Here is a 23168-nt window from a genome sequence, read left to right as displayed (position 1 = left end):
TCTACGGCTAACCAGGCGAAGACTCTTTGGGATGAAGCGCTTGCGATGGCGCGATCTCATCCAACGTTAGAGAAGATGACAGACGTACGGGTCAGGGACAACCTGATTTTGTGCGAGAAGACCGGTGGCTCCGCTCAAGCTCCTGCGCACGCTTGCGGGCCACGAAGACGTGACGACGACGATCGCCACCTGCGGGCACCTGTACTCGGACAGCGAAGATCAGGCCGCGATGCTGCTCAACGCCTTCTTTGTCCCACGCGTGTCATCCGTGACCAACGGGATGACCAACGAAGCACCGCACAGCACCGAAAACGCCGTCTAGAGCCAAGGAGTTCCCATGAAGCGTCTACATCAGACGTTTCACACCCTAACGATTTCGGGGACTGGACGGGACATGGGGGAGTTGGCGGTTGCGCTCGCACGCGAGCTCGTAGGAGAGGTCCGTGACGATGCCTATACCCGGCATCTGTTCGCGTCGGACGCAAGTGCGTACGCGATCGAGCCGGCGGCGGTCGCGTTCCCGCGCAGCGCCGACGACGTGAGCGCCGCGGTGCGCATCTGCGCCGAGCGCGGCATCCCGATCGTGCCGCGTGGCGGTGGCACGAGCCTCGCCGGGCAGACGGCCGGCGGACGCGGCCTGGTGCTCGACTTCTCGCGCCACATGAACGTGATCGACGCGATCGATCCGGCCACGCGCCGTGTGCGCGCGCAGCCGGGCGTTGTGCAGGAAGATCTCAACCGCGCGGCCAAGCGGTTCGGGCTCGGCTTCGGCCCGGACACCTCGACCTCGAACCGGGCGACGCTCGGCGGCATGATCGGCAACAACTCGAGCGGCTCGGAGTCGATCGTGCACGGCACGACGATCGACCACGTCGAGGAGCTCGAGGTCGTGCTCGCCGACGGCACGCAGGCGCGGTTCTCGCGCGACACGACGCACGCGTTCGACGAACCCGTCAAGGCCATCCTGCGTGAGCACGCCCGCGCCGTCGCCGAGGACTACCCGAAGCACTGGCGCCAGTCGGGCGGCTACCGGCTGGATCGCATGGAGCCGTTCGACCTGGCCAAGCTCGTGGTGGGCTCGGAGGGCACGCTCGCGATCGTCACCGCCGCGACCGTCCGGCTGGTCGAGCTGCCGAAGGCCAAGATGTTCTCCGTCGGGCACTTCGAGTCCGTCGCGGACGCGATCGCGGCGACGCAGGACGCGCTCGACCTGGAGCCCTGGTCGGTCGAGATGATCGACCGCACGATCCTCAACCTCTCGCGCTCGAAGCTCGAGTACCGCAAGCTGTCCGACCGGCTCGAGGGCGACCCGGGCGCGCTGCTGTTCGTCGCCTTCGCCGGCGACACCGACGACGAGGTGCGCGGCAAGCTCGACGCGCTCGCGGCGGCGTGGGCCGAGCACGGGCATGGCTACCACGTGCTGCGCGCGGAGTCGACCGCCGAGCAGAACGAGCTGACCAAGGTGCGCAAGGCCGGGCTCGGCCTGCTGATGGCGAGCTCCGAGGGCCGCAAGCGCCCGGCGGCGTTCGTCGAGGACACCGCGGTCGCGCCGGAGCGGCTCGGCCCATACGTCAAGCGGTTCGCGGCGATCCTGGAGAAGCATCAGCTGGAGGCCGGCTTCTACGGGCACTGCTCGGTCGGCTGCCTGCACATCCGCCCGTTCATCGACCTCTCGCGCGAGGCCGACACGTTCCGCGCCGTCGCGGAGGAGATCAAGGATCTCGTCGCCGAGTTCGACGGCGTGAACTCCTCAGAACACGGCGACGGGCGCGTGCGGAGCGAGTTCAACGAGCGCATCTTCGGCGCCGAGCTCTACGGCGCGATGCGCAAGGTCAAGACGCTGTTCGACCCGCACAACCGGCTCAACCCGGGCGTGATGGTGGACCCGGCGTCGATGACGGACGACCTGCGCGACGCGACCCTCCCCCGCCCGAAGCCGCTCGTCACCCACCTGGACTTCGGCGAGGGCGGGATGCACGCCGCGGCCGACCGCTGCCAGCGCATCGGCGCGTGCCGCAAGACCGGGCAGGGCGTGATGTGCCCTTCGTACATGGCGACGCGGGAAGAGGAGCACGCCACGCGCGGCCGAGCCAACGCGCTCGTCAAGGCCCTCGGCCAGCCCGACCCGGCCAAGGCGCTCGGGGACGAGCGCCTGCACGAGATCCTCGACCTCTGCCTCGAGTGCAAGGCGTGCAAGAGCGAGTGCCCGCTGTCGGTCGACATGGCGTCGATGAAGGCCGAGTTCCTCAGCCACTACAACGCCATCCACGGCACGCCGCTGCGCTCGCGGATCTTCGCGTCGATCCGCACGTTGAACCGCCTCGGCAGCGCGTTCGCACCGCTGTCGAACGCGCTGCCCGCCCCGCTCGGGCTGGTCGGCATCACGCGTCGCCGCCCGCGTCCACGTTTCGTACGCCAGAACCTGATCCGCTGGAATACCAGTCGCTCACGTTCCAGTGGCCAGCCGGTGACCTTTCTGGCGGACTCATTCACGACGTTCACCGAGCCGGGCATCGGCCGCGCCTCGATCGAGCTGCTCACCGCCGCGGGCTATGACGTGCGGCTCGAGCACGCGGGCTGCTGCGGGCGGGCGTCGATCTCCAAGGGCCTGCTCGACGACGCGCGCCGCAAGGCCGAAGCGCTCACGACGCGGCTGCAGGCGACGGATGGCCCGATCACCGGCTGCGAGCCGTCTTGCCTGATGACGCTGCGCGAGGAGCACGTGCAGCTGCTCGGCGACCGGGGCATCGCGCAGCGCACGAAGCTCGTCGAGGAGTTGCTGCTCGACGCCGACCTGCCGCTGCGCAACGACACACCGCAGCGGATCCTCTTCCACGGCCACTGCCACCAGAAGGCGCTGGCGGGAACGGCGTCGACCGTGGCGCTGCTCAAGAAGATCCCCAACACGGAGGTCGTCGAGCTCGACGCCGGCTGCTGCGGCATGGCTGGCTCGTTCGGGTTCGAGGAAGAGCACTACGAGCTGTCCATGCGCATCGGCGGGATGCGCCTGTTCCCCGCGGTCCGGAGAGAGCCCGCGGAGACGCTCATCGCGGCGACGGGCGTGTCCTGTCGCCAGCAGATCGAGCATGGCACGGGGCGAACAGCGCGCCACCCCGTGCAGATCGTGCGAGACGCGCTGGAGGTCTAACCCCGAGGGAGAGAGACGGGCATGTCCCAGGAAGTCGTATCGATTCTCGTGCTGGTGGCGGTCTTCGCCATCGGCACGCTGCGCCCGATCAACATGGGCCTGCTCGGCATCGTCGCCGCGTTCGTCGTAGGCACCGCGATCGGCACGGACGAGGACACGATCATGGCCGGTTTCCCCGGCGATCTGTTCATCATCCTCGTCGGCGTCACCTACCTCTTCGCGATCGCCAACAACAACGGCACCGTGGACTGGCTCGTCCACGCCGCCGTGCGGGCCGTCGGCGGACGCGTGGCGATGATCCCGTGGGTGATGTTCCTCGTCACGTCGATCCTGACGATGGTCGGATCGGTCGTGCCGGCCGCGGTCGCGATCATCGCGCCGATCGCGCTGGGCTTCGCGGTCAAGTACCGGATCAACCCGGTGCTGATGGGCCTGATGGTCGTCAACGGCGCGACCGCCGGCGGCTTTTCCCCCATCTCGATCTTCGGCTCGATCACCAACGGCGTCGTCGAGCGCAACAACCTGGAGGGCAACTCGACGCTGCTGTGGATCTCGAGCTTCGTGTTCAACGTCGTGCTGTCGGTGGTCGTCTTCTTCCTGTTCGGCGGCCGTGACCTGATCCAGCGCCGCGTGGACACCGACGCGGACGCGACGGACCGCTTCAAGCGCGAGACCACCGAGTCCGGCCAGCCCGTGATCGGCGGCGGCGCCGTCGACATGGCGATGGAGAACCCGGGCCTCGACCGCGACCGCATCCTGACGCTGATCGGCATCCTCACGCTGGTCGGCCTCGCGGTCTCCGGCGTCGAGTGGGACATCGGCTTCATCGCCGTCACCGTCGCCGTCGTGCTGTCGCTGCTGATGCCGCACGCGACCAAGGACGCCGCGGCCAAGGTCGCGTGGCCGACCGTGCTGCTGATCTGCGGCATCGTGATGTACGTCTCGCTGCTGGAGGAGATGGGCACGATCACGTGGGTCGGCGATCAGGTCGCCGACGTCGGCACGCCACTGCTGGCCGCCTTGCTGATCTGCTTCATCGGCGCCGCGGTGTCCGCGTTTGCGTCCACCACCGGCATCCTCGGCGCGCTCATCCCGCTGGCCGTGCCGTTCCTCTCCCAGGGCGAGATCGGCGCCGTCGGCGTGATCATCGCGCTCTGCATCGCATCGTCCGTGGTGGACTCTTCGCCGTTCTCCACCTCGGGCGCGCTGGTGGTCGCGAACACGCCGGAGGAGCGCCGCGACCGCGTCTACAAGCGGCTGCTGCAGTGGGGCATGAGCATGATCATCATCGCCCCGATCACCGCGTGGTCGATCTTCGTCCTCCCGGGGTGGCTCTAGAGGTTGCCGCGGCCAGGGTCGCCGTGGGCACGGTGCGCACGGCGACCCAGCGGACGCGCTTGCGGGTGCTGACGATCACGCGGTAGCGGCAGCGGTCCAGGCGCGCCGTGACCGTCTTCACGCGGGTGAGCTCGACGCGGACGCGGCCGGTGCAGCCTGTGTGGTGGACGCGGCCGGTCACGCGCCAGCGTGCGACGCCGCGCACGGTGCGCAGACGCTCGGCCGCGACCGTGATGCGCGCGGGACGCGCCGGGGACGGGCGCGGGGAGGGCGCGGGCGGCGCGGGTGTGGCGGTCGGCACGGCTCTCGCGGTCGGCGCCGGCCTGGCCGTGGCGGTCGGCGTGGCCGTTCCCGTGACGGCCGGTGTAGCCGTCGCCGTGGCGGCCGGTGTAGCCGTCGCCGTGGCGGCCGGTGTAGCCGTCGCCGTGGCGGCCGGTGTAGCCGTCGCCGTGGCGGCCGGTGTAGCCGTCGCCGTGGCGGCCGGTGTAGCCGTCGCCGTGGCGGCCGGTGTAGCCGTCGCCGTGGCGGTCGGCGTTGCCGTTGCCGTGACGGTCGGCGTGGCCGTTGCCGTTGCCGTGGCCGTCGCCGTCGCCGTCGCCGTCGGCACCGGCGTGGGCTCTCCGTCCGGCGTCGCGCGGACGACCCACGGCTCCCCGTTCGCGCTCAGGAGCAGGAAGTCGTCGGTCGCGACGAGCTCGGGCCCCGCGACGACGTCGGCCTCGACGCGCGTGCCGGCGGCCGTGCCGTCCGTGCTCCACAGCTTGCCCGCCGCGAACCAGACGCGCCCGTCGAACGCGGTGAAGCCCGTCGGCGCGGCGTCGAAGCGGCCGAGCACGACGGTGCCGGCCTCGGTGCCGTCCGTGCGCGACAGCACCGCCTGGCCGTCCTCGTAGTGGATCGCGTAGGCGTGGCCGGCGGCGACCTGCGGCGGGGTGCTCGCCCGCAGCGCGGTGAGCGGGCGGATGTCTCCTCCGGTGAGGTCGGTCGAGTACCAGCGCGGCTCCGAGCTGGAGGTGTCGCCCTGGAAGAGCACGCGGTCGGTCAGCCGCGCGAACCAACGCGGCGCGTCGATCGGCGCCACCGGCTGCGGGTTCGTCCCGCTCGCGTCGAGGCGGAACAGCTCGGCGCGGCCGTCGCTGCCGGTCCCGCGGGTGAGGAAGCCGCCGGGGATCGCGGCCGCGTCACGCGTGGCGCCCGCCTCCGTCGCGGTGTTCCCGTCCGTGCGGTAGAGGAAGTAGCGCGTCTTCACGAGCATCGTCGTGGCGTTGGCCGCGGCGACCTCCGGCGTCCACGCCCACGTGAAGATGCCGAGCGACCGCGTGCCCGCGGCCGTCCCGTCCGTCCGCCACAGCGTGTTGGACTCGGTCTCGCCGACCGGGCGGGCGAGGAAGACGTACGCCGGTCCCGCGCGGCCGAGGCCCGCGAACGACTGGTGCTCGATGCCCGCCTTGACGGGGTCGACCGCGGTCCCGTCCGTGCGGTGCAGCGTGTCGTCGACGCCGGTGAAGTAGGCGGTCGCGCCGTCGGAGCTGAGCTCGTGCGGGTGGAGCTGCTCGCTGAGCTTCGTCGCGCTCGTGCCGTCGGTCGTCCACAGCGCGCCGCTCTCGGTCGAGAACACGGCGCGGTCGCCGACGCGCGCGAGATCCTTCACCGGCGTGTCGACGGGCACCAGCAGCGCCAATGAGGACAGGATGAGCGCACGCACCGCTCGGGATCATGCCGTGCGAGCAGGATGTCTGCGTCGCTCAGAGCTCGTCGACGACCGCGCGCTCCAGGTACGCGGTGTCACCGACCACCGTGCCGACGGGCGCGTCGATGCCCGACCGAGCGGGCTCGACGAGCACGCGGCGCTCGCCGAGCAGCTCGGACGTGCGCGGGTCGAAGATCAGCTCGGTGCGCACGCCGACCTCGGTGAACGCGACCGCCGTGCCCGTGCGGCCGGCGCGGTCAGTCACCGTGCCCGCGAGGGTCACGCCGGGCGTGAGCGCCAGCGCTCCATAGAGCGCGGCGCGCAGCGCGGGTGGCGCGGGGCGCTCGCGCAGCGCGCTGCTGATCGCGTCGAACACCTGCCCTTCGCGCGAATCGCCGCCCGAGCCGACGTGCGCGCGGATGCGGTCGTACACGACCTGGGGGTCCGTCGGATACGCGAGCAGCTCCGCGCGGCTGAGTCGTTCGGTCCCGAGGAGGTAGTGGTGCTGCTTGCCCACCCGTCCCCCGCCGGGGACCGCGACGTCCGGCCCCTGGCGCCGGCCCGCGTCGGCCGGGGTCAGCGGCCGCTTGCCGATCACCTTCACGGTCATCTGCCCCGGGCGTTTCAGGCTCTGCCAGATCTCGCGATCGGCTTCGACGAGCGTCACCGCGTGCTCGTGCTTCGGGTCCACGCCCGCGAACATCGAGAGGTTGGTCGTGCGCGAGCGGACGTAGTAGTACTGGTCGTCACGCGGGACCGGCGCGGGCGTGTCCTGCGCGACGCCCGCGACCGCGCGCAGGACCTCCGCGGCCGTCGCGGGCGGCGTGGTGCCGCCTGCGAGCAGCACCACCGCGACGGCGGTGCTGGCCAGCGCCGCGGTGGCCGCGCCGAAGGTCCACCCGCGGCGGGCGCGCTTGCGCTCGGCGCGGGCGAACGCGGCGTCCAGGTCGGCGCGGAGGTCGTCGAGGATGTCAGGCACGGTTGGGCTCCTCGTTGAGATGGCGGCGCAGCACGCCGAGCGCCCGGCTCACGCGTGCACGGGCGGTCTGCTCGGACACGCCGAGCTCACGCGCGACGTCCACGTACTCACGCTCCTCGACGATCCGCAGCCGCAGCGCGTCACGGTGGTCGTCCGTGAGCTGCCCGAGCCCGGCCGCGATCACGTCGGACAGGCCGGCGAGCGCCTCGATCCGGTCGTACTCGTCGTCGGTCAGCGCCCGCCGCTCGACGCCGAGCTTGGCCAGCGCACGCCGCTCGACCTGCGCCCGGCGCCGCCAGTCGGCGAGCAGGTTGCGGGCGATCCCGTACAGCCACGCGGCCTGCTCGGCGTCCGTCCGCGCGCGGCACTTCCCACGCTCGACGAACGCCCGCGCGAACGTCTCGGCGACGAGGTCGACCGCCGCGTCCGGCTCGAACGTGCGGCGCGCGAAGAAGCCGAGCATCGTGCGGGCGTGCCGGTCATACAGCCGGGTGATGTCGTGACGCTCGAGCATGCACACCGACAGTCGCGCTTCCCCGGCGCCGTGTGACGCGACTACATCCGCGCAGGGACGGTGATGCCGAGCAGGCCGAGGCCCGTCTTGAGCGTCTCGGCGGTCAGCGTGCACATCGCCAGGCGCGAGCGGCGCTGCTCGGGCGTGTCCGCTTTGAGCACCGGGCACGCCTCGTAGAAGCTCGTGTACTGACCCGCGAGCTCGTAGAGGTACGTGCACAGCCGGTGCGGCTCGAGCGTCGCGGCGACCTCGTCCAGCACGTCCCCGAACGCGGCGAGCTTGAGCAGGAGCGCCTGCTCGACGGGCTCGGTGACGACGCTGACCGTGGTCGCGGTCTCCCCCGCCCGGGTCGCGATCGAGCCCGCGCGCACGGCGGCGTAGAGCAGGTACGGGGCGGTGTTGCCGTCGAGCGCGAGCATGCGGTCGAAGCTGAAGATCAGGTCGCGCTGGCGGCTGGTCGACAGGTCGGCGTACTTGACCGCGCCGATGCCGACCGCCCGCGCGATCTCGGCGCGCTCGCCGGCGGGCACGTCCGGGTTCTTCTCGTCGACGATCACCTGGGCGCGTTCGATCGCGCTGTCGAGCAGGTCGGTGAGCGCGACCGTGCCGCCGGAGCGGGTCTTGAACGGGCGGCCGTCGTCGCCGAGCATCGCTCCGAACGGGACGTGCTCGACCTGGCGGCCGTCCGTCCAGCCGGCCTTGGCGGCGGCGTCGAAGACCATCGCGAAGTGCTGGGCCTGCCGCGCGTCGGTGACGTAGATCATCCGGTGCGCGTCGAGCTCGCGCACGCGGTAGTCGATCGCGGCGAGGTCGGTGACGCCGTAGCCGTAGCCGCCGTCGGACTTGCGGATGATCAGCACGGCGGGCGTGCCGTCCTGGTTGGTGAAGCGCGTCGAGGCGACGACCACCGCGCCTCGGCTCTCGGTCGCGACCGCCGCCTCGAGCAAGGCGTCCACCGTCGGCGCGAGCAGCGGGTTGTAGAAGCTCTCGCCAACGACGTGCTCGTCGGTCAGCGTGACGTCCAGGCGGCGGTAGATCGCGTTGATGTGCTCGAGCGAGACGGTGACGAGGTCCCGCCACAGCGCGAGCGTGCCCGGATCACCGGCCTGGAGCGCGACGACCCGCGACCGCGCGGCCTCGGTGAACGCGGGATCGGCGTCGAAGCGCGCCTTGGCGGCGCGGTACAGCTCACCGAGCGCGGCGAAGTCGGGCAGGTGCTCGATGCCGCTGTCGAGCATGTGCTGCGTGAGCATCCCGAACTGCGTGCCCCAGTCACCGAGGTGGTTCGCGCGGACGACCGTGTGCCCCTCGAACTCGAGCGTGCGGACGAGCGCGTCGCCGATCACCGTCGAGCGCAGGTGCCCGACGTGCATCTCCTTCGCGACGTTCGGCGCCGAGTAGTCGACGACGACCGTCTGCGGCATGGCGGCGGGCGCGACGCCGAGGCGCTCGTCGGCGAGCGCGGCGGTGGCCCACTCGGCGAGCGCGCCGGGAGCGAACGTGAGGTTGAGGAAGCCGGGCCCGGAGACCTCGGTCTTGGCGAGCAGGCCGTCGGCGTCGCCCAGCTCGGTCGCGACGCGCTCCGCGACGGCGCGCGGCGCCTCCCCTCGCTGCTTGGCGAGCTTCATCGCGAAGTTGGCCTGCAGGTCGGCGCCCGGCTGCCGGCTCGGCACCAGCAGCGGGTCCACCTCCGGCTCGCCCAGGGCACGTTCGATCGCGGCGGTCAGCGCGGCGCGGAGGGCATGCGTCGGGGCGATCACGGCCGTGAGGATAGGCCCGCGATGAGTTTCGGCCGCGCGTCCCGTCTACGCGACATGTCCTTCCAGAGCTACCTCGACAACATCGAGCTCAAGACCGGCAAGACGCCGCGTGAGTTCATCGCCCTGGCCGAGGCCAAGGGCTTCACCGCTCCGGGCGTGAAGGCGACGCCGATCGTCGACTGGCTGAAGGCCGACTTCGGCCTCGGCCGTGGACACGCGATGGCGCTCGTGCACGTGTTCCGCAACGGCGACGTCATCAGCGACAAACACGTCGACAGCGGCGGCACCCACAGCGATCCGAGCAACCGCCTGGAGCTCGACGGGCTCGCCGCACGCTAGCCGCGGCGGGCGCTCGCGAGTTGCGTGCGCGAGCGGACGCCGAGCTTGGCGTAGACGCGCGTGAGCGTGTTCGCGACCGTCTTCTCGCTGAGGAAGAGCGTCGCGCCGATCTGCTTGTTCGAGTGCCCGCCGGCGACGAGGTCGGCGACCTCGCGCTCGCGCTGGCTGAGCGCGCCGCCGCGGGTCCGGCTTGCGCTCGACACGCGGGAGCCGAGGCGCCGGAGCTCACGGCCCGCGGCGCGGTGCAGGCGAAGCGCGCTGGCGCGGGCGGCGTCCTCCGCGACGGCGTGCAGCGTGCGCTTGGCGTCCTGCGTGCGACCCGCCGCGGCGAGTGCGCGGCCGAGCGTGAACCGCGCGTCGAGCACGTCGAGCGGCGCGGGCGCCAAGGCGGCGGCGCGTTCGGCGAGCTCGACGGCGGAGTCGCCCCGCACGGGCCGCGCGTCGGTCGGCCGCGCCCCGGCCGTGTACTCCGTGGCGGAGTCGCCGCGCACGGGCCGCGCGTCGGTCGGCCTCGCCCGGGCCGTGTACTCCGTGGCGGAGTCGCCGCGCACGGGCCGCGCGTCGGTCGGCCGCGCCCCCGCCGTGTACTCCGTGGCGGAGTCGCCGCGCCTGAGCCGTGCTTCGATCGGTCTCGCGCGCGCCGCGCGCCCGGTGACGGCGTCGCCGCGCATGAGCCGTGCCTCGGCCCGCGCGAGCAACGCGCGCGCCTCGCCGCCCGGGAGCCCGATGCGCGCGGCGTGCTCGGTCGCGGCCGCCGCGAGCTGGTCCGCGTCGTCCACGGTCGTAGCCGCCCGTACGAGGTGGAGCAGGAGCATCGGGCGCAGGGTCGGGTCCGCGTGCTCGAGCTGCGCGCCCGCCACCGCGGTCACCTTCCCCGTCGCGCCCGCGGGATCGCGGTCCGCGCCGGCGACGGCGGCGAACCCGCCGGTGGTCCGCGTGAACACCGTCGGCGTCACCGCGTCCGCCAGCGCGGCGGCCTCGCGCGCGGCACGTTCCGCCTCGGCCGGTTCGTCGCGGTGCGTGTGGACGCGCGACCGGATACCGAGCGTGAAGTGCAGCAGGTGCGGGACGTCCACCGCGCGCGCCGCCGCCTCGGCCGCGCCCGCGGCGTCCAGCGCCCGGTCGAGCTCGAGCTGATGCATGTGCGCCACCGCGCGCAGCCCGAGAAGCATCGTCCGCGTCTGCGCGTCGCCGCCGACGGCCAGCCCGCGCGCGGTCGTGATCACCACCGCGGCGAACCGCTCCGCGAGCAGCTGCGCCAGCGCGAGGTAGGAGCAGACCTCGAGGCGCGCGCCCACCGCGTCGTCGTCGAGCTGTGCCAGCCGTTCCGCGGCACGGTCGAGCGCGATGGACGCGTGCTCGGGCCGCCCCGTCCACAACGCGCCGATGGCCGCGAGCGCGTCGGCGCCGACGCCCAGCAACGCCGCGCCAGCGGCCGACGACGGCGCTCCGCCCTCGGCCAGCCGCGCCGGCCCACCAGCGGCCAGCGACGCTCCGCCCTCGGCCGGCTGCGCCAGCACACCCGCGGCCGGCGACGACGCTCCACCCTCGGCCACCCGCGCCGGCCCACCAGCGGCCAGCGACGCTCCGCCCTCGGCCGGCCGCGCCGACCCACCCGCGGCCGACGACAACGCTCCGCCCTCGGCCACCCGCGCCAGCACACCTGCGGCCAGCGACGCTCCGCCCTCGGCCACCTGCGCCAGCACACCAGCGGCCGACGACGCTCCGCCCTCAGTCGCGCACGGACCGTCGGCGCGCGGTCGCCGCTCGTCCGTCGTGCGGACGAGCTCGCCGGCGTCGCCGCGGTGGAACGCGTTCGCGGCCAGCTCGAACGCGATCGCGGGTCGCTGCTCGGGCGCGGCCGTCGACTGGATCGCGAGCAGCCGGCGCCGGGCTTCGTCGTGGCGGCTGAGCTGAGTCTCCACGCACGCGCACGCGATCGTCAGCGCGACGCGATGCTCGTCGACGGCCAACGCGAGCGCCTGCACGAACGCGTCGCGGGCCACGTCCGGCCGGCCGGCGCTCGCCAGCGCCGACGCGAGCTCGCCCAGCAGCTCGGCGCGTTGGTCGCGGTCACGGTCGGGGACGAGGGCCAGCGCCGCGGTGAGCCAGTCCGCCGCGAGCGCGGGTTCGGCGCGGGCCGCCTCCCGGAGCGTGGCGATCGCGGCGGTGTCGCCCGGCCGCGCGAAGCGGGCGAGGTGCGGCGCGCGCATGGTGGCCGCGGCGCCGCGACGTTCCAGCTCGCGCGCCACGCGCTCGTGCGCTTCCAGCCGCCAGGCGGGCGGCGAGGCGTCGTAGACCACGCAGCGCACGAGCGCGCGGAACACGAACTCCCGCCCGCCGTGCTGGGTGAGGAGGCGGACCGGGGTCGTCTCGTCGACCGCCTGCGCGCCCGCGGGACGCACCAGGCCGGCGGCGACGAGCTCGTCCAGCGCCGTCGCGTCGACCGGCAGCTCCGCGGCCACGGCCGCCAGCTCGGGATCGAACGCCGGGCCGATCGTCGTGGCGCCGGTCAGCAACCGCCGCGCGGCGGGCGACAGGTCGGCGAGCTCACCGTCGATCGTGGCCCGCACCGTCGACGGCAGCGCCGGCTCACCGTCGGCGACCGCCCGCGCCAGCTCGCGCAGGAACAACGGATTGCCGCCCGCGTGCTCGACGAGCTGCGCACGCAGCACCGCGTCCGGGACCGCCCCGACCAAGCCACGCGCCGCGTCGTCGCTCAGTGGCCGCAGCTCGAGCAGCTCCAGCCGACCGGTGCCGCGAGCCGCGTCCAGCACCCGCGGCACGGCGACGCGCGAGGCAAGCCCGAGCAGCAGCGGCACGTCCGGCGGACGGTGCAGCAGGTGCACGAGCAGGTCGAGCGACGCGGCGTCGGCCCACTGCAGGTCGTCGAGCAATAGCACCACCGGACGCTCACGGCCGAGCAGCTCCAGGAGCGACCGGACGGCGTTGCGGTGCCGGACGCGGTCCGCGGGCCCTGACGCGCCCGGAGCCGGCCCCGCTGCCAGGAGCACCGCGCCCAGGTCCTCCCCCACGGACGCGACCCGCGCCGGGTGCATGCCGGCGACGTGGTCGTCGAGCGCGTCGACGATCACGCCGAACGGCACGTCGCGGTCGTGCCGCGCGCCGCGCCCGCGCAGCACGAGCCGCCCCGTGTCCCGCGCGTGCGCCTCCGCCGCCGCGAGCAGCGCGCTCTTGCCGATCCCGGCCTCGCCGAGCAGCGCCAGCACGCGGAAGCCGTCCGCCTCGACCGTCGTGGTCACCACCGCCAGCTCGCGTTCCCGCCCGATCAAGTCCACCGCGAACGCCAGACGCCACGCGCCCGCGCCCGATTCCCGCGACTAGTGTCGCGAGTCGGAAGTTCGGGCGCAGATAGCGGGCCCGATCGTCGTGGCTGGGGGTCGCCGGTGATCCGGCGCATACCGGGTGTACGTGCGGGATCGCCGGCGGCCGCCAGGCGCGGCGAGACGTCCGGTAGCTGCCCCCGAACGTCTGAATCGCGACACTAGGTGTCTCCGCGCAGGACCCTGATCAGCGACGCGTCGTCGGAGCGGCCGAGCCCGGCTCGCCGCCCGGCGACGTAGAGCTGCTCGGCCGCGCTCGCGAGCGGCGCCGGATACGCCGTCGCTCGCGCCGCGTCGGTCACGAGCCCCATGTCCTTGACGAAGATGTCGAGCGCGCTCTTGACCTCGTCGAACGCGCCCTGCACCATCCGCTCGCCGCGGTCGTCGAGCATGAACGACGCGGCGGCACCGTCGCGGACGATCTCGCGCACCGCGCCCGCGTCGAGGCCGAGCGCCTCCGCGAACGCCAGCGCCTCCGCGGCCGCCGCGATGTGCACGCCGCACAGCAGCTGGTTGACGAGCTTGACCTTCTGCCCGTCGCCGGGCTCGCTGCCCACCACGGGAGCGGAGCGCGCCAGCGCGTCGAGCAGCGGCCGCACGCGTTCGACGCGCGAGTCCTCGCCCGCGACCATGATCAGCAGGTCGCCCTCGCCGGCCCGCGCGACGCCACCGGACACGGGCGCGTCGACGATCGACCACCGCTCCGCCCACCGCTGCACCGCGGCCGGCCCGACGGTCGACATCATCACCACGAGCGTCTCCGTCGGCACGTCGCGCAGCACCTCGTCGGCCTGGTCGGCCGTGGCCACCATCACGACGACGATGTCCTCGCCCGCGGCCTCGGCCACCGACGCGGCGGCCTTCCCTTCGATCCGGCTCGGATCGGCATCGAACGCGACGATCTCGAAGCCGGCCCGCGCGGCGCACGCCGCCATCGGACCGCCCATCGCGCCGAGGCCGATCCAGCCGACACGGGTCATGTCATCGACGCGTGCGCGGGCGTGATCGCGAAGTTCTGACGGAACACGTTGTCGGGATCGTACTTGGCCTTGAGCTCGCGCAGGCGGGCGAAGGTCGGCTCCGGGAACGCGTCGTGGATGCGCTCCTGGCGCGGGTCGGTGTCGAAGCTCAGGTAGAGGCCGTTCATGTGCGGATACACGTGCTCGTCCCAGGCCTCGTTGATGCGCTCCATCGTCCGTCCGACGGCGTTGACGCTGAAGTTCTGCGTGCGGTGCGCGTAGGCCGTGGCGTCGGCCGGCACGTCGTTGACGGCGCCGCCGACCGAGCGGATCTGCAGCCAGCCCGACTCGCCCGACTCCATCAACGCGGCCAGGCCGTTGGACGTCGCCTCGTCGAGGTGCTCGGCCAGGCCCGCGCGGATCGCGGTCGGTGAGCCGCCCATGTGGATGCCGCCCTGAGGCGCGACGATCGCCGGGTACGGGACGAGCTGGGCGCTCTGGTCGAGCACGGGCGCGACGTCGAGCAGCGGCGTGAGCGCCTCGATCGCGGCCTCGGTGTCGTCGCCCGCGTAGACGGAGTAGAGCTGGATGATCGGCACGCCCTGCTGCATCACCAGGTTGAGGAAGCTCGTCAGCTCGCGCGGCGAGTGCTCGATCCGGTAGCCCCAGCGGGTGAGTGCCTGCGCGGTGTCGCGCGCGTCGAAGGCCATCGTCGAGAAGACGACCTTGTCGACCGGGTAGGCGTCCAGCTCGAACTCGGTGACGACGCCGAAGTTCCCGCCCGCGCCGCGGATCGCCCACAGCAGGTCCGGGTCGGCGCGCACGATGCTGCCGTCGGCGAGCACGACCTGCGCGCCGGTGATGTGGTCGATCGTCAGGCCGTGCTTGCGCGACATGAAGCCGACGCCGCCCGCGGTCGCGAGCCCGCCGACGCCGACGTCACCGAAGTCGCCCGAGCTCATCCCGAGCCCGCGGGAGCCGAGCTCCTGCGCGACGTGACCCCAGCGCGCGCCCGGGCCGAGCCGGACGGCCGTGCCGTCGCCGACCGCGATGCCGTTGAGCTTGCCGAGGTCGATGATGATGCCGCCGTCGTTGGTCGAGCGGCCGCTGATGCCGTGACCGCCGCTGCGGACCGCCAGCGGCACGTCCTGCTCGCGGGCGTAGATCAACGCCTTCGAGACCTCCTCGACGTTCTCCGGCTGCAGCACGAGGCCCGGCGAGCCCTTGCGCATGTAGGTCGAGCGGACCTTGCCGTACGCGCGGTCGCCCGGCTCGACGGCGGCGACGGGCGCCGCGTCGTAGTCGATGCCCGACATGCGCTGCGCACGCACCGCGGGGCCACGACCGATCGAACCGGTGGTCGTGCCCCGCGCCGCGCGTTCGGTCGCGACCGCCTGACGTACGGCGGGCGCGATTTCCTCCCCGAAGCGTTGGATGGAAGCTGGGTCGTCACTGCCGAGGATGAACGTCGAGAAGCCGTGCTCCAGCGCGAGCTCGACCAGCTCTTCGACGTCGCTCGTGTTGACGTTGAGCATGCGCCGGATCTCGCGCGGATCGCGGCCGGCCTTCTCGGCGGCCTCGTCGATGCGTGCGTTCGCGGGCGCGTAGTCCTCCGGCTGCATGTAAGCCTGGCTCGGCAGCCAGCCGTCGGCCTTGCGCCCGGTCAGGCGCAGCATGCGCGGCTTGTAGGCGCCGAGGTGGATCGGGATCTCGTGCGCCGGCTCCGGGCCGCGCTTGGCGCCGATCACCTTGTAGTGCTCGCCGTCCACGCGCACGCCGCGGCGGGTCGTGACGTCCCACATCTGGCGCAGCACGTCGATCGCCTCTTCGAGCGCGACGACGGACTCGCCCGGCGTGCGGCGCGGGCCGCCCATGGCGACGATCGGGTCCCAGAACGCGCCCGCGCCCAGGCCCAGTTCGAGCCGGCCGTGCGACAGCAGGTCAAGGCTGGCGGCGCTGCGCGCCAGCACGGCGGGCTGACGCAGCGGCAGGCTGAGCACGTTCGGGGAGATCCTCAGCGTCTCCGTGCGCGCGGCGACCCACGTCATCAGCGTCCACGTGTCCAGGAACGCGGCCTGGTACGGGTGGTCCTGGAAGGTCGCGAGGTCCAGCCCGGCGCGCTCGGTCAGCTGCGCGAGCGCGACGACGTCGTCGGGGTTGCTCGCCTGCGGCGTGAGGAAGGTGCCGAAGACGAGGTCGTGTCCATAGTCGGCCATAGCTAGAGGTGCTCCTGGGCCCAAGTCGAGATCTGTTCGAACGCCGGCATCAGCGCAGCGCCGCGCTCTGAGAGCGCGTAGGTGACCGAGATGGGCGGGCCCGCATCGACGGTGCGGGTGATGAGGCCGGCCTGCGTCAACTCGGTGAGGCGGTCCGACAGCACGGAATCGGAGATCCCGCCGACCGCCCGCGACAGCTCACGGAACCCGGTGGGGCCACCGGTGCCGAGCGTGCCGAGCACGACGGCGGTCCAGCGCTTCCCGAGCAACGAGAACGCGCGGCTCAGCGCCGCGTCGGCGCCGAGGCACTGCTGGTGGGTGAGCTGCTTCACGCACATAATGTTAGCGACTTCGGAAATCGAAGCGACTAGGAGCGATGAGTTCGCGGCGCCACCGTCGTCTAAGCCGTTCGTGAGCACCTTCGTCTTGATCCCGGGCGCCGGTGGCGCCGCCTGGTACTGGCACCGCGTGGTGCCGCTGCTGACCGCCGCGGGCCACACCGCGATCGCCGTCGACCTACCGGGCGCGAGCCCGACCGCGGGCCTGCGCGAGTACGAGGCGTTCGTGGCCGTGGCCGCCGCGGGCGAGGCGCGCGTCGTGCTCGTCGCGCAGTCGATGGGCGCGTTCACGGCGCTCGGCTGCTGCGATCGGCTGCCGGTCGAGCGCCTCGTCCTGCTCAACGCGATGCTCCCCGCGCCGGGCGAGACGCCGGGCCAGTGGTGGTCGAACACGAGCTGGCCGGAGACGGACGACGATCTCGCGACGTTGTTCCTGCACGACGTGCCGGAGCAGATCGCGGCGGCGGGCGCCGAGCACCAGCGCGAGGAGGCCGACATCGCGTTCATCCAGCCGAGCGGGTTCTCGCGCTGGCCCGACGTCCCGACCACCGTGCTCGCCGGCCGCGACGATCGCTTCTTCCCGTTGGACTTCCAGGCGCGCGTCGCCCGTGAGCGGCTGGGCGTCGAGGTCGTGCCCGTGCCCGGTGGACATCTCGCCGCGCTGAGCCAGCCCGAGGCCGTCGCCGAGGCGATCCTCGCCCCTGCGTATCCGGGCGCGCGGGTGCCGTAGCGCGCTACTGAAGACGCACGCGCCGAGCGGGTGGACGCTGTCGTCCATGACCACGATCCTTCGCGAGACCTCCGCGCGCGACCCGCTCGTGCTGGTCTCGACCTGGCGCGCCCATCCGGGCCACGAGGCCGACCTCGAGCAGCGGCTGACGGACGAGCTCGACGCGGTCCTGCTGCACGAGGCGGGCGTGCCGGACTACCACCTCGTGCACCGGTTCGCGGACCGGGGAGCGATGCGCCGCTGGCTGGACTCCGCCGACCGTGACGCGCTGCACGACGAGCTGGCCGGCATCGCGGAGCGCGTCGGCGAGCCGGAGCGGCTGAGCGGCCTCGAGCCCTGGTTCACCGCGGTCGGCAAGCCACCGAAGTGGAAGATGTGGCTGGCGTCGTTCGTCGGCGCGTACCCGCTGGTCGTGCTGTTCCAGTGGCTGGCCGCGCCGCACGTCGAGCACCTCCCGCTGCTCCTGCGCGCGGCGCTCCTGCCGCTCGTGCTGCTCAGCCTGATGACCTACGTGATGATGCCGGTCGTGACCCGTGTGCTGGGAGGGTGGCTCGCGCGTTGAACGGGTACCGAGTGGACCGATGCCACGCCATTCGATCGTGCTCGCGGTGCTGTCTGCGCTGACCCTCGCCGCGTGCGGCGGGGAGGAACAGGCCGCGGCCCCGACCTCGACCCCGACGCCCACGCGGACGTCGACACCGACCGCGACGCCTTCCCCCACGCCGACGGCCAAGCCGGCGCTCTCGCGCGCACGGTCGCTGAAGCAGTGCGTCCAGCTGTGGAACGAGGACGCGCTCGACGACAGCTTCCAGGTCACCGCGAACGAGTTCGTCGCCGACCTCGCGCCGATCGACGTCTACGTGTCCTACGAGCGCGGCGACTGCTTCGTGGTCATGCCGATCGGCGGCAAGCGGATCGCGGTGCTGTGGGCGGAGGACGGCCGGCGCCCGTTCCACAACCCCGACCGGCGCCGCCTCAAGCGCGGCGAGCGCTTCACGGAGAACGCTCGCGCCGACGACACGGGGCGCATCGAGCTCAAGTCCTGATGGCGCTGTCGTACCCGGCTCCCGGACTCTCCAGCGGCGCGGTGACGCTGCGGCCGTGGCGTGACGAGGACCTCGCGTGCGTCGAGCAGGCGGCGACCGATCCGCGCATTCCAGCCGGGACGACGGTGCCCGCGGTGTTCACGCGCGAGGCCGGCCTGGCGTTCATCGCGCGGCAGCGCCGGCGGATCGAGGACGGTGAGGGGATCTCGCTCGCGATCACCGAGGACGACGTCGCGGTGGGGTTGCTCTGGCTGGGTGTGCGACCGCAGCCGCGTGTGGTCGGGCTCGGGTACTGGGTGGTCCCGGCGGCACGCGGGCGGGGCATCGGCACGAGGGCGGCGCGGCTTGCGGCCGGCTGGGCACTCGACCACGCCGGGATGCAGCGCGTGGAAGCCTGGGTCGCGCCGGTCAACGCTCCCTCGCAGCGGCTGCTCGCGTCGGCCGGGTTCACGTACGAGGGTCGGCTGCGCGCGTTCCTCGACGGCGGCAAGACGGACGCGCTCGTGTTCGCGCGCACGTACGACGACGAGCTGCGCGGGACCGCGGCCGCCGTCGGTGTCCCGCGGCGGGAGCTGCTGCGCGTGGTGAAGGACCTCAACGGCATCGTGGTCTCGCTCGACCGGATCGGCTCGGCGGTCGCTTTCGACGGCGCCGACGACGCGGCGACCGTGCTCGACTACACCGATCGCGCGGATCTCTTCGCCCGGCTCGCGGTCGCCCGCAGCGTCCTGAGCGACGCGCTGTTCGCCGAGCTCGACACGGAGGCGGAGGAGCTCGCGCTCGAGGACGAGATCAAGGCCGGCAGCACGTACTGGCCGCAGCTCGGCGAGCCCGTCGTCCTCGCGCTGACGGACGACGTCCGCGCCGTGCTCGTCCGGCTGCTCGAGGTCGCGCTCGAGGCGAAGGCGGGAGCGAGGGTGATCGACCTGCTCGGCGAGGATCCCTGGGGCGATCTGCCCGCGCTCGTCGAGCAGGTCTACAAGCCCCTCGAAGCGGGGCGCTCCGAGCCGGGCGACGTCACCATCACCGCCTACGAGGTCCGCCCGCTGCTCGCCGTGCTGGAGGGCCTCGGTGAGTCGTACTCTGGCGGCGTGCCGTGGGTCGAGCTGGACCCGGTCGAGTCGTACGTCGTGCGCCGGGTCCTCGACCGGCTGCGCGCCGATGAGTTCCTCGAGCCCGAGGAGTCTTCGGGAACATGAAGACCACGCACGTCGTGCACCACGCGCAGGCCGACATCACCTACGACGTCCACGGCTCGGCGCCTGGCCGGCCGCTGCTGATGATCGGGCAGCCGATGGACGCGAGCGGCTTCCGCGCGCTCGCCGCGCTCTTCGCCGACCGCACCGTCGTCACCTACGACCCGCGCGGGATGGGTCGCAGCCTCCGTCACGACGGCCGTGTCGATTCGTCCCCCGAAGTGCAGGCTGGGGACGTGCACGCGGTGATCGAGGCGGTCGGCGGCCCAGTCGACCTGTTCGCGAGCAGCGGCGGCGCGGTCACGGCGCTCGCGCTCGTCGCGGCGTACCCGGACGACGTCGTCACGCTCGTCGCGCACGAGCCGCCGCTGATCGACCTGCTGCCGGACGCCGAGGCGGCCCGCCGGGCGAGCCAGGTCGTGCAGAACACCTACGCGGCCAAGGGCTGGGGCCACGGCATGGCGGCGTTCATCACGCTCACCTCGTGGCAGGGCGAGTACACCGACGCGTACTTCGCGCAGCCCGCGCCCGACCCCGCGATGTTCGGGATGCCGGCCACGGACGACGGCACCCGCGAGGACCCGCTGCTGAGCGACCGCGGCGCGGCGATCCGCGACTACCGCCCGGACGTCAAAGCACTCGCGGCAGCTCCGACGCGGGTGGTGATCGCGGTCGGCGAGGAGTCGCGCGCGACGTTCACCGGCCGCACCGCCGACGGCACCGCGGCCTTCCTCGGCCAGGAGGCGGTCGTGTTCCCCAGCCACCACGGCGGGTTCCTGGACGGCGAGTTCGGCTGGGCGGGCCAGCCCGAGGCATTCGCCGCGAAGCTGCGCGAGGTCCTAGGGACGTGAGCGCAGCGACCCGATGCCCAGCGACGACGCGGCCGGGTCACTCGCCACGACCGCCTTCGCGGGCGGCTCGGCGAGCGCGTCCAGCATCGCCGACGTCGGCACGAAGAACGTCGTTCCGGTGACCGCGGTCGAGAAGTCCAGCAGCCGGTCGTAGGCGCCCTCCGGCTCGCCGACGAACATCCGCTCGAGCATCTGCTCGATCACCCACAGCCGCGCGGAGTAGCCGATGAAGTAGGTGCCGAACTCGCCCGCGCCGGGCCGGCCGAACGGCATGTTGTCGCGCAGGATCGCGAGCTCGCCGCCGTCCTCGTCTTCGATCGTCGCGAGCGTCTTGTGCGACTTGCGCGGCGCGTCATCGTCGTCGAGCTCGATGTTGTCGAGCTTGGTGCGGCCGATGATCGCCTCCTGCTGCTCGGTCGTCAGCGCGGCCCAGCCCGCCATGTCGTGCAGGTACTTCTGGACGACCACGTAGCTGCCCCCGGCGAACGCGGCGTCGTCGCCGATCACGGCCGCCTCCGGCAGCTCCGCGCCGACCGGGTTCGCGGTGCCGTCGACGAAGCCGAGCAGGTCACGCGCGTCGAAGTAGCGGAAGCCGACCGTCTCGTCGACCACACGCGCGGAGTCGCCGAGCACGTCGAGCAGCTGGCGCTCGAGCTCGAACGTCATGTCCTCACGCTCCGCCCGCAGGTGGAACAGCAGGTCCCCGGGCGTCGACGGCGCCGTGTGGACCGGGCCGTGGATCGGCGTGAACGGATGCAGCTCGGCCGGCCGCGCGCCGGGCGACAACCGATCCCACAGCGGCGCGCCGATCCCGACGACGCACGACAGCCGCCCACCGAGGTCGCGGAAGCCGACGTTCTTGACGAGGTCGCCGACCGAGCCGAGCGCGTCACGGATGCCGGCGAGCGCCGCGTCCCCCGCTCCGGCCTCCATCACGAGGAACACCGCCGCGCGCGACAACGGTGCATCCACGCTCTGCGCCTCGATCGGGACGCGCTCCCACGCTCGCTGGTCCATGCCTCGATCCTTGCACGGAGTACCGTCCGGCGCCGTGACCGCGTCGGGCGTCGGCCGTTATCGGGCCCTGGTGAGGATCAGCGGCGCCCGCGCGCCGCTGATCCTGTCGACCGCCGGCTCGATGCCGATCGGGATGTACGGGCTCGCGATCCTGCTGCTCGCGCGCGACGGTGGCGGGACGTTCGCGGAGGCCGGCCGCGTGGTCGGCGCGTTCAGCCTCGCGAACGCCTTCGGCGCGGTCGCGCAGGGGCGGTTGATGGACCGGTTCGGCCAGACGCGGGTGCTGCGGATCGCGGTCGCCGGGCATCTCCCGGCGCTCATCGCGCTGGTGCTGGCGGCGCGCGCCGGGTCGTCCGCGTGGGTGCTCGCGGCGCTCGCGCTGTGCGGTGGCGCGACGCTGCCGCAGCTGCCCGCCGCGATGCGCTCGCTGTGGACGATGCTCGTGCCGGACCCGACGCTGCGAGGAACGGCGTACGCGCTCGTCGCGGTCGTGTTCGAGGTCGCCGTGGTCACCGCGCCCGCGCTCGTGGCGGCGATCGTCGCCGTGTTCTCACCGGAGGTCGCGGTGCTCGCCGCCGGCACGCTCGCGACCGCCTCGGTCGTCGGGTTCACGGTCACGCGCGCGTCTCGCACCTGGCGCGGGGAGCCTCACGAGGTCGGCTGGCTCGGGCCGCTCGGCGCACCCGGGATGCGGACCGTGATCGCCGTGCTCGCGCTGTTCGGCACGGCCGTCGGGATCGTGCAGGTCGCCGTGCCGGCGTTCGCGGACGAGCGCGGGTCGGCGGCGACGGGCGGCGTGCTGCTCGCGGCGCTCTCGGCGGGCAGCCTGGTCGGCGGGCTCGTCTACGGGCTGCGGACCTGGCCGGGCTCGCTCCCCCTCCGCCTCCCGCTGCTGCTGCTCGCCCTCGGCGGCCTGCTCGCGCTGCTGGCCGTCGCGAGCACGAACGTGCTGCTCGCCGTGCTGCTCGTCGCGTGTGGCGTCCTGTTCGCGCCCACCACGGTGGTCGGCTCCACCCTGCTCGACACGGTCGCGCCCGCCGGCACCGTGACCGAGGCGTTCGCGGCGATGGTGATGGGCATCGTGGCCGGCACGGCGATCGGCAACGCGCTCGGCGGCTCGCTGATCGAGTCCGGGTCCTTCGAGGTCTCCGTCCTGGTCGCCGGTGCGGTGGCCGTGACGGGTGCGGCGCTCGCCTTCGTTCGCCGCGGCACGCTGCGGGTACAGACGCAGGCGTGAGCGCGAGCGCGCGTGACCCTAGTCAGAGACCACGGCGACGGCAGCTTCGCTGACGGCGGCGAACGACCGGATCGTCTGTTCGCGCTGCTCCCCCGCGTACCAGCGCGGGTTGCTGGTCTGTCCCCACGCCTCTTGGATCAGATCGGCGAGCATGGCCACGAGGAACGGATCGACGTCCGCGGCGCCGCCGACCTCCTCGCGCAGGCGGGTGAGCTCGTCGAGCAACGTGCGTTCGGCGGCGTCGTCGACGCCTTCCCCCATCCGCAGCGGGACGAGGTGGTCGACCAGGGCGGTGGTGGGCCGGGCGAGCCGCTCGATGTCCCAGCCGCCCGGCGCCAGACGGTCCACGAGCTCCTGCGTGCTGTCCATGAGCGCGGTCGCCCGCGCGTCGTCGGGGTCCTCGTACTCGGCGGCGCAGGCCCGGCGGAGGTCGTCGAGCAGCGTCGCCGCCTCCTGCCGGTCCACG

General features: G+C 73.0%; 20 protein-coding genes. 10 read left to right on the top strand and 10 right to left on the bottom strand.

Going from position 1 to position 23168, the window contains the following annotated elements; all coding sequences use genetic code 11:
• The first annotated feature begins 124 nt into the window (after nucleotides 1–124).
• The 3 genes from OJ997_RS03635 to OJ997_RS03625 all read left to right on the top strand — a co-directional run bounded on the left by OJ997_RS03635 (nucleotide 125) and on the right by OJ997_RS03625 (nucleotide 4486).
• Nucleotides 125–322, top strand: coding sequence for a hypothetical protein (locus OJ997_RS03635; RefSeq protein WP_270023650.1), 198 nt, complete (start codon nucleotides 125–127; stop codon nucleotides 320–322).
• A 72-nt stretch (nucleotides 323–394) separates the two neighbouring features.
• On the top strand, nucleotides 395–3148 hold the full coding sequence (locus tag OJ997_RS03630) for an FAD-binding and (Fe-S)-binding domain-containing protein (protein ID WP_270023649.1): 2754 nt from the start codon (nucleotides 395–397) through the stop codon (nucleotides 3146–3148).
• Between the two features lie 21 nt (nucleotides 3149–3169).
• Nucleotides 3170–4486 carry an SLC13 family permease gene (locus OJ997_RS03625; RefSeq protein WP_270023648.1) on the top strand — a complete coding sequence of 439 codons (1317 nt, stop codon included), beginning with the start codon at nucleotides 3170–3172 and terminating at the stop codon, nucleotides 4484–4486.
• Here the strand turns inward: OJ997_RS03625 and OJ997_RS03620 are convergent.
• From OJ997_RS03620 to argS, 4 genes are read right to left on the bottom strand one after another with little or no spacing between them, the layout of a single operon-like run.
• The gene (locus OJ997_RS03620; protein WP_270023647.1) at nucleotides 4446–6191 is read right to left on the bottom strand and encodes a hypothetical protein; all 1746 of its coding nucleotides are present in this window, start codon (nucleotides 6189–6191) and stop codon (nucleotides 4446–4448) included. The genes OJ997_RS03625 and OJ997_RS03620 overlap by 41 nt on opposite strands.
• Before the next feature lie 40 nt (nucleotides 6192–6231).
• The gene (locus OJ997_RS03615; RefSeq protein WP_270023646.1) at nucleotides 6232–7155 is read right to left on the bottom strand and encodes a CU044_5270 family protein; all 924 of its coding nucleotides are present in this window, start codon (nucleotides 7153–7155) and stop codon (nucleotides 6232–6234) included.
• Nucleotides 7148–7669: an RNA polymerase sigma factor gene (locus OJ997_RS03610; protein ID WP_270023645.1), complete on the bottom strand. Its 522-nt coding sequence runs from the start codon at nucleotides 7667–7669 to the stop codon at nucleotides 7148–7150. The genes OJ997_RS03615 and OJ997_RS03610 overlap by 8 nt, the downstream gene beginning before the upstream one ends.
• Nucleotides 7670–7710: 41 nt before the next feature.
• Nucleotides 7711–9429 carry an arginine--tRNA ligase gene (gene argS, locus OJ997_RS03605; protein WP_270023644.1) on the bottom strand — a complete coding sequence of 573 codons (1719 nt, stop codon included), beginning with the start codon at nucleotides 9427–9429 and terminating at the stop codon, nucleotides 7711–7713.
• Nucleotides 9430–9483: 54 nt separating this feature from the next.
• On the opposite strand from argS, the gene OJ997_RS03600 reads away from it, so the two are divergent.
• A complete protein-coding gene (locus OJ997_RS03600; RefSeq protein WP_372517863.1) occupies nucleotides 9484–9768 on the top strand; it encodes a DUF4287 domain-containing protein in 285 nt (94 codons plus the stop codon).
• On the opposite strand, the gene OJ997_RS03595 is transcribed toward OJ997_RS03600, so the two are convergent.
• The 4 genes from OJ997_RS03595 to OJ997_RS03580 all read right to left on the bottom strand — a co-directional run bounded on the left by OJ997_RS03595 (nucleotide 9765) and on the right by OJ997_RS03580 (nucleotide 16619).
• Entirely contained in the window at nucleotides 9765–13067 is a 3303-nt protein-coding gene (locus tag OJ997_RS03595) for a helix-turn-helix transcriptional regulator (protein WP_270023642.1), read from the bottom strand. The two genes, OJ997_RS03600 and OJ997_RS03595, sit on opposite strands and share 4 nt — an antisense overlap.
• A gap of 206 nt (nucleotides 13068–13273) precedes the next feature.
• A complete protein-coding gene (locus OJ997_RS03590) occupies nucleotides 13274–14092 on the bottom strand; it encodes an NAD(P)-dependent oxidoreductase (protein WP_270023641.1) in 819 nt (272 codons plus the stop codon).
• On the bottom strand, nucleotides 14089–16287 hold the full coding sequence (locus OJ997_RS03585; protein WP_270023640.1) for an LLM class flavin-dependent oxidoreductase: 2199 nt from the start codon (nucleotides 16285–16287) through the stop codon (nucleotides 14089–14091). Before OJ997_RS03585 ends, OJ997_RS03590 begins: the two co-directional genes overlap by 4 nt.
• Before the next feature lie 2 nt (nucleotides 16288–16289).
• The gene (locus tag OJ997_RS03580; RefSeq protein WP_270023639.1) at nucleotides 16290–16619 is read right to left on the bottom strand and encodes a winged helix-turn-helix transcriptional regulator; all 330 of its coding nucleotides are present in this window, start codon (nucleotides 16617–16619) and stop codon (nucleotides 16290–16292) included.
• Between the two features lie 79 nt (nucleotides 16620–16698).
• Here OJ997_RS03580 and OJ997_RS03575 point away from each other — a divergent pair, with 79 nt between their 5' ends.
• Genes OJ997_RS03575 through OJ997_RS03555 form a run of 5 tightly spaced genes read left to right on the top strand, consistent with a single transcriptional unit; the run spans nucleotide 16699 to nucleotide 20448 of the window.
• A complete protein-coding gene (locus tag OJ997_RS03575; RefSeq protein WP_270023638.1) occupies nucleotides 16699–17355 on the top strand; it encodes an alpha/beta fold hydrolase in 657 nt (218 codons plus the stop codon).
• 46 nt (nucleotides 17356–17401) lie between these two features.
• Nucleotides 17402–17917, top strand: coding sequence for a putative antibiotic biosynthesis monooxygenase (locus OJ997_RS03570; protein WP_270023637.1), 516 nt, complete (start codon nucleotides 17402–17404; stop codon nucleotides 17915–17917).
• 19 nt (nucleotides 17918–17936) lie between these two features.
• Nucleotides 17937–18401 carry a hypothetical protein gene (locus tag OJ997_RS03565; RefSeq protein ID WP_270023636.1) on the top strand — a complete coding sequence of 155 codons (465 nt, stop codon included), beginning with the start codon at nucleotides 17937–17939 and terminating at the stop codon, nucleotides 18399–18401.
• The gene (locus OJ997_RS03560; protein WP_270023635.1) at nucleotides 18401–19600 is read left to right on the top strand and encodes a GNAT family N-acetyltransferase; all 1200 of its coding nucleotides are present in this window, start codon (nucleotides 18401–18403) and stop codon (nucleotides 19598–19600) included. Before OJ997_RS03565 ends, OJ997_RS03560 begins: the two co-directional genes overlap by 1 nt.
• Nucleotides 19597–20448 carry an alpha/beta fold hydrolase gene (locus OJ997_RS03555; protein WP_270023634.1) on the top strand — a complete coding sequence of 284 codons (852 nt, stop codon included), beginning with the start codon at nucleotides 19597–19599 and terminating at the stop codon, nucleotides 20446–20448. The genes OJ997_RS03560 and OJ997_RS03555 overlap by 4 nt, the downstream gene beginning before the upstream one ends.
• Here the strand turns inward: OJ997_RS03555 and OJ997_RS03550 are convergent.
• On the bottom strand, nucleotides 20437–21465 hold the full coding sequence (locus OJ997_RS03550; RefSeq protein WP_270023633.1) for a Dyp-type peroxidase: 1029 nt from the start codon (nucleotides 21463–21465) through the stop codon (nucleotides 20437–20439). The genes OJ997_RS03555 and OJ997_RS03550 overlap by 12 nt on opposite strands.
• 34 nt (nucleotides 21466–21499) lie before the next feature.
• On the opposite strand from OJ997_RS03550, the gene OJ997_RS03545 reads away from it, so the two are divergent.
• Nucleotides 21500–22702 carry an MFS transporter gene (locus tag OJ997_RS03545; protein ID WP_270023632.1) on the top strand — a complete coding sequence of 401 codons (1203 nt, stop codon included), beginning with the start codon at nucleotides 21500–21502 and terminating at the stop codon, nucleotides 22700–22702.
• 18 nt (nucleotides 22703–22720) lie between these two features.
• Here the strand turns inward: OJ997_RS03545 and OJ997_RS03540 are convergent, their stop codons facing one another.
• On the bottom strand, nucleotides 22721–23167 hold the full coding sequence (locus OJ997_RS03540) for a hypothetical protein (protein ID WP_270023631.1): 447 nt from the start codon (nucleotides 23165–23167) through the stop codon (nucleotides 22721–22723).
• Nucleotide 23168: the final 1 nt, after the last annotated feature.

This window comes from Solirubrobacter phytolaccae (assembly GCF_027587195.1).
GTDB lineage: Bacteria > Actinomycetota > Thermoleophilia > Solirubrobacterales > Solirubrobacteraceae > Solirubrobacter > Solirubrobacter phytolaccae.
The sequence above is the reverse complement of the archived record's forward strand: the minus strand, read 5'-3'. Positions and strand labels throughout refer to the sequence as shown.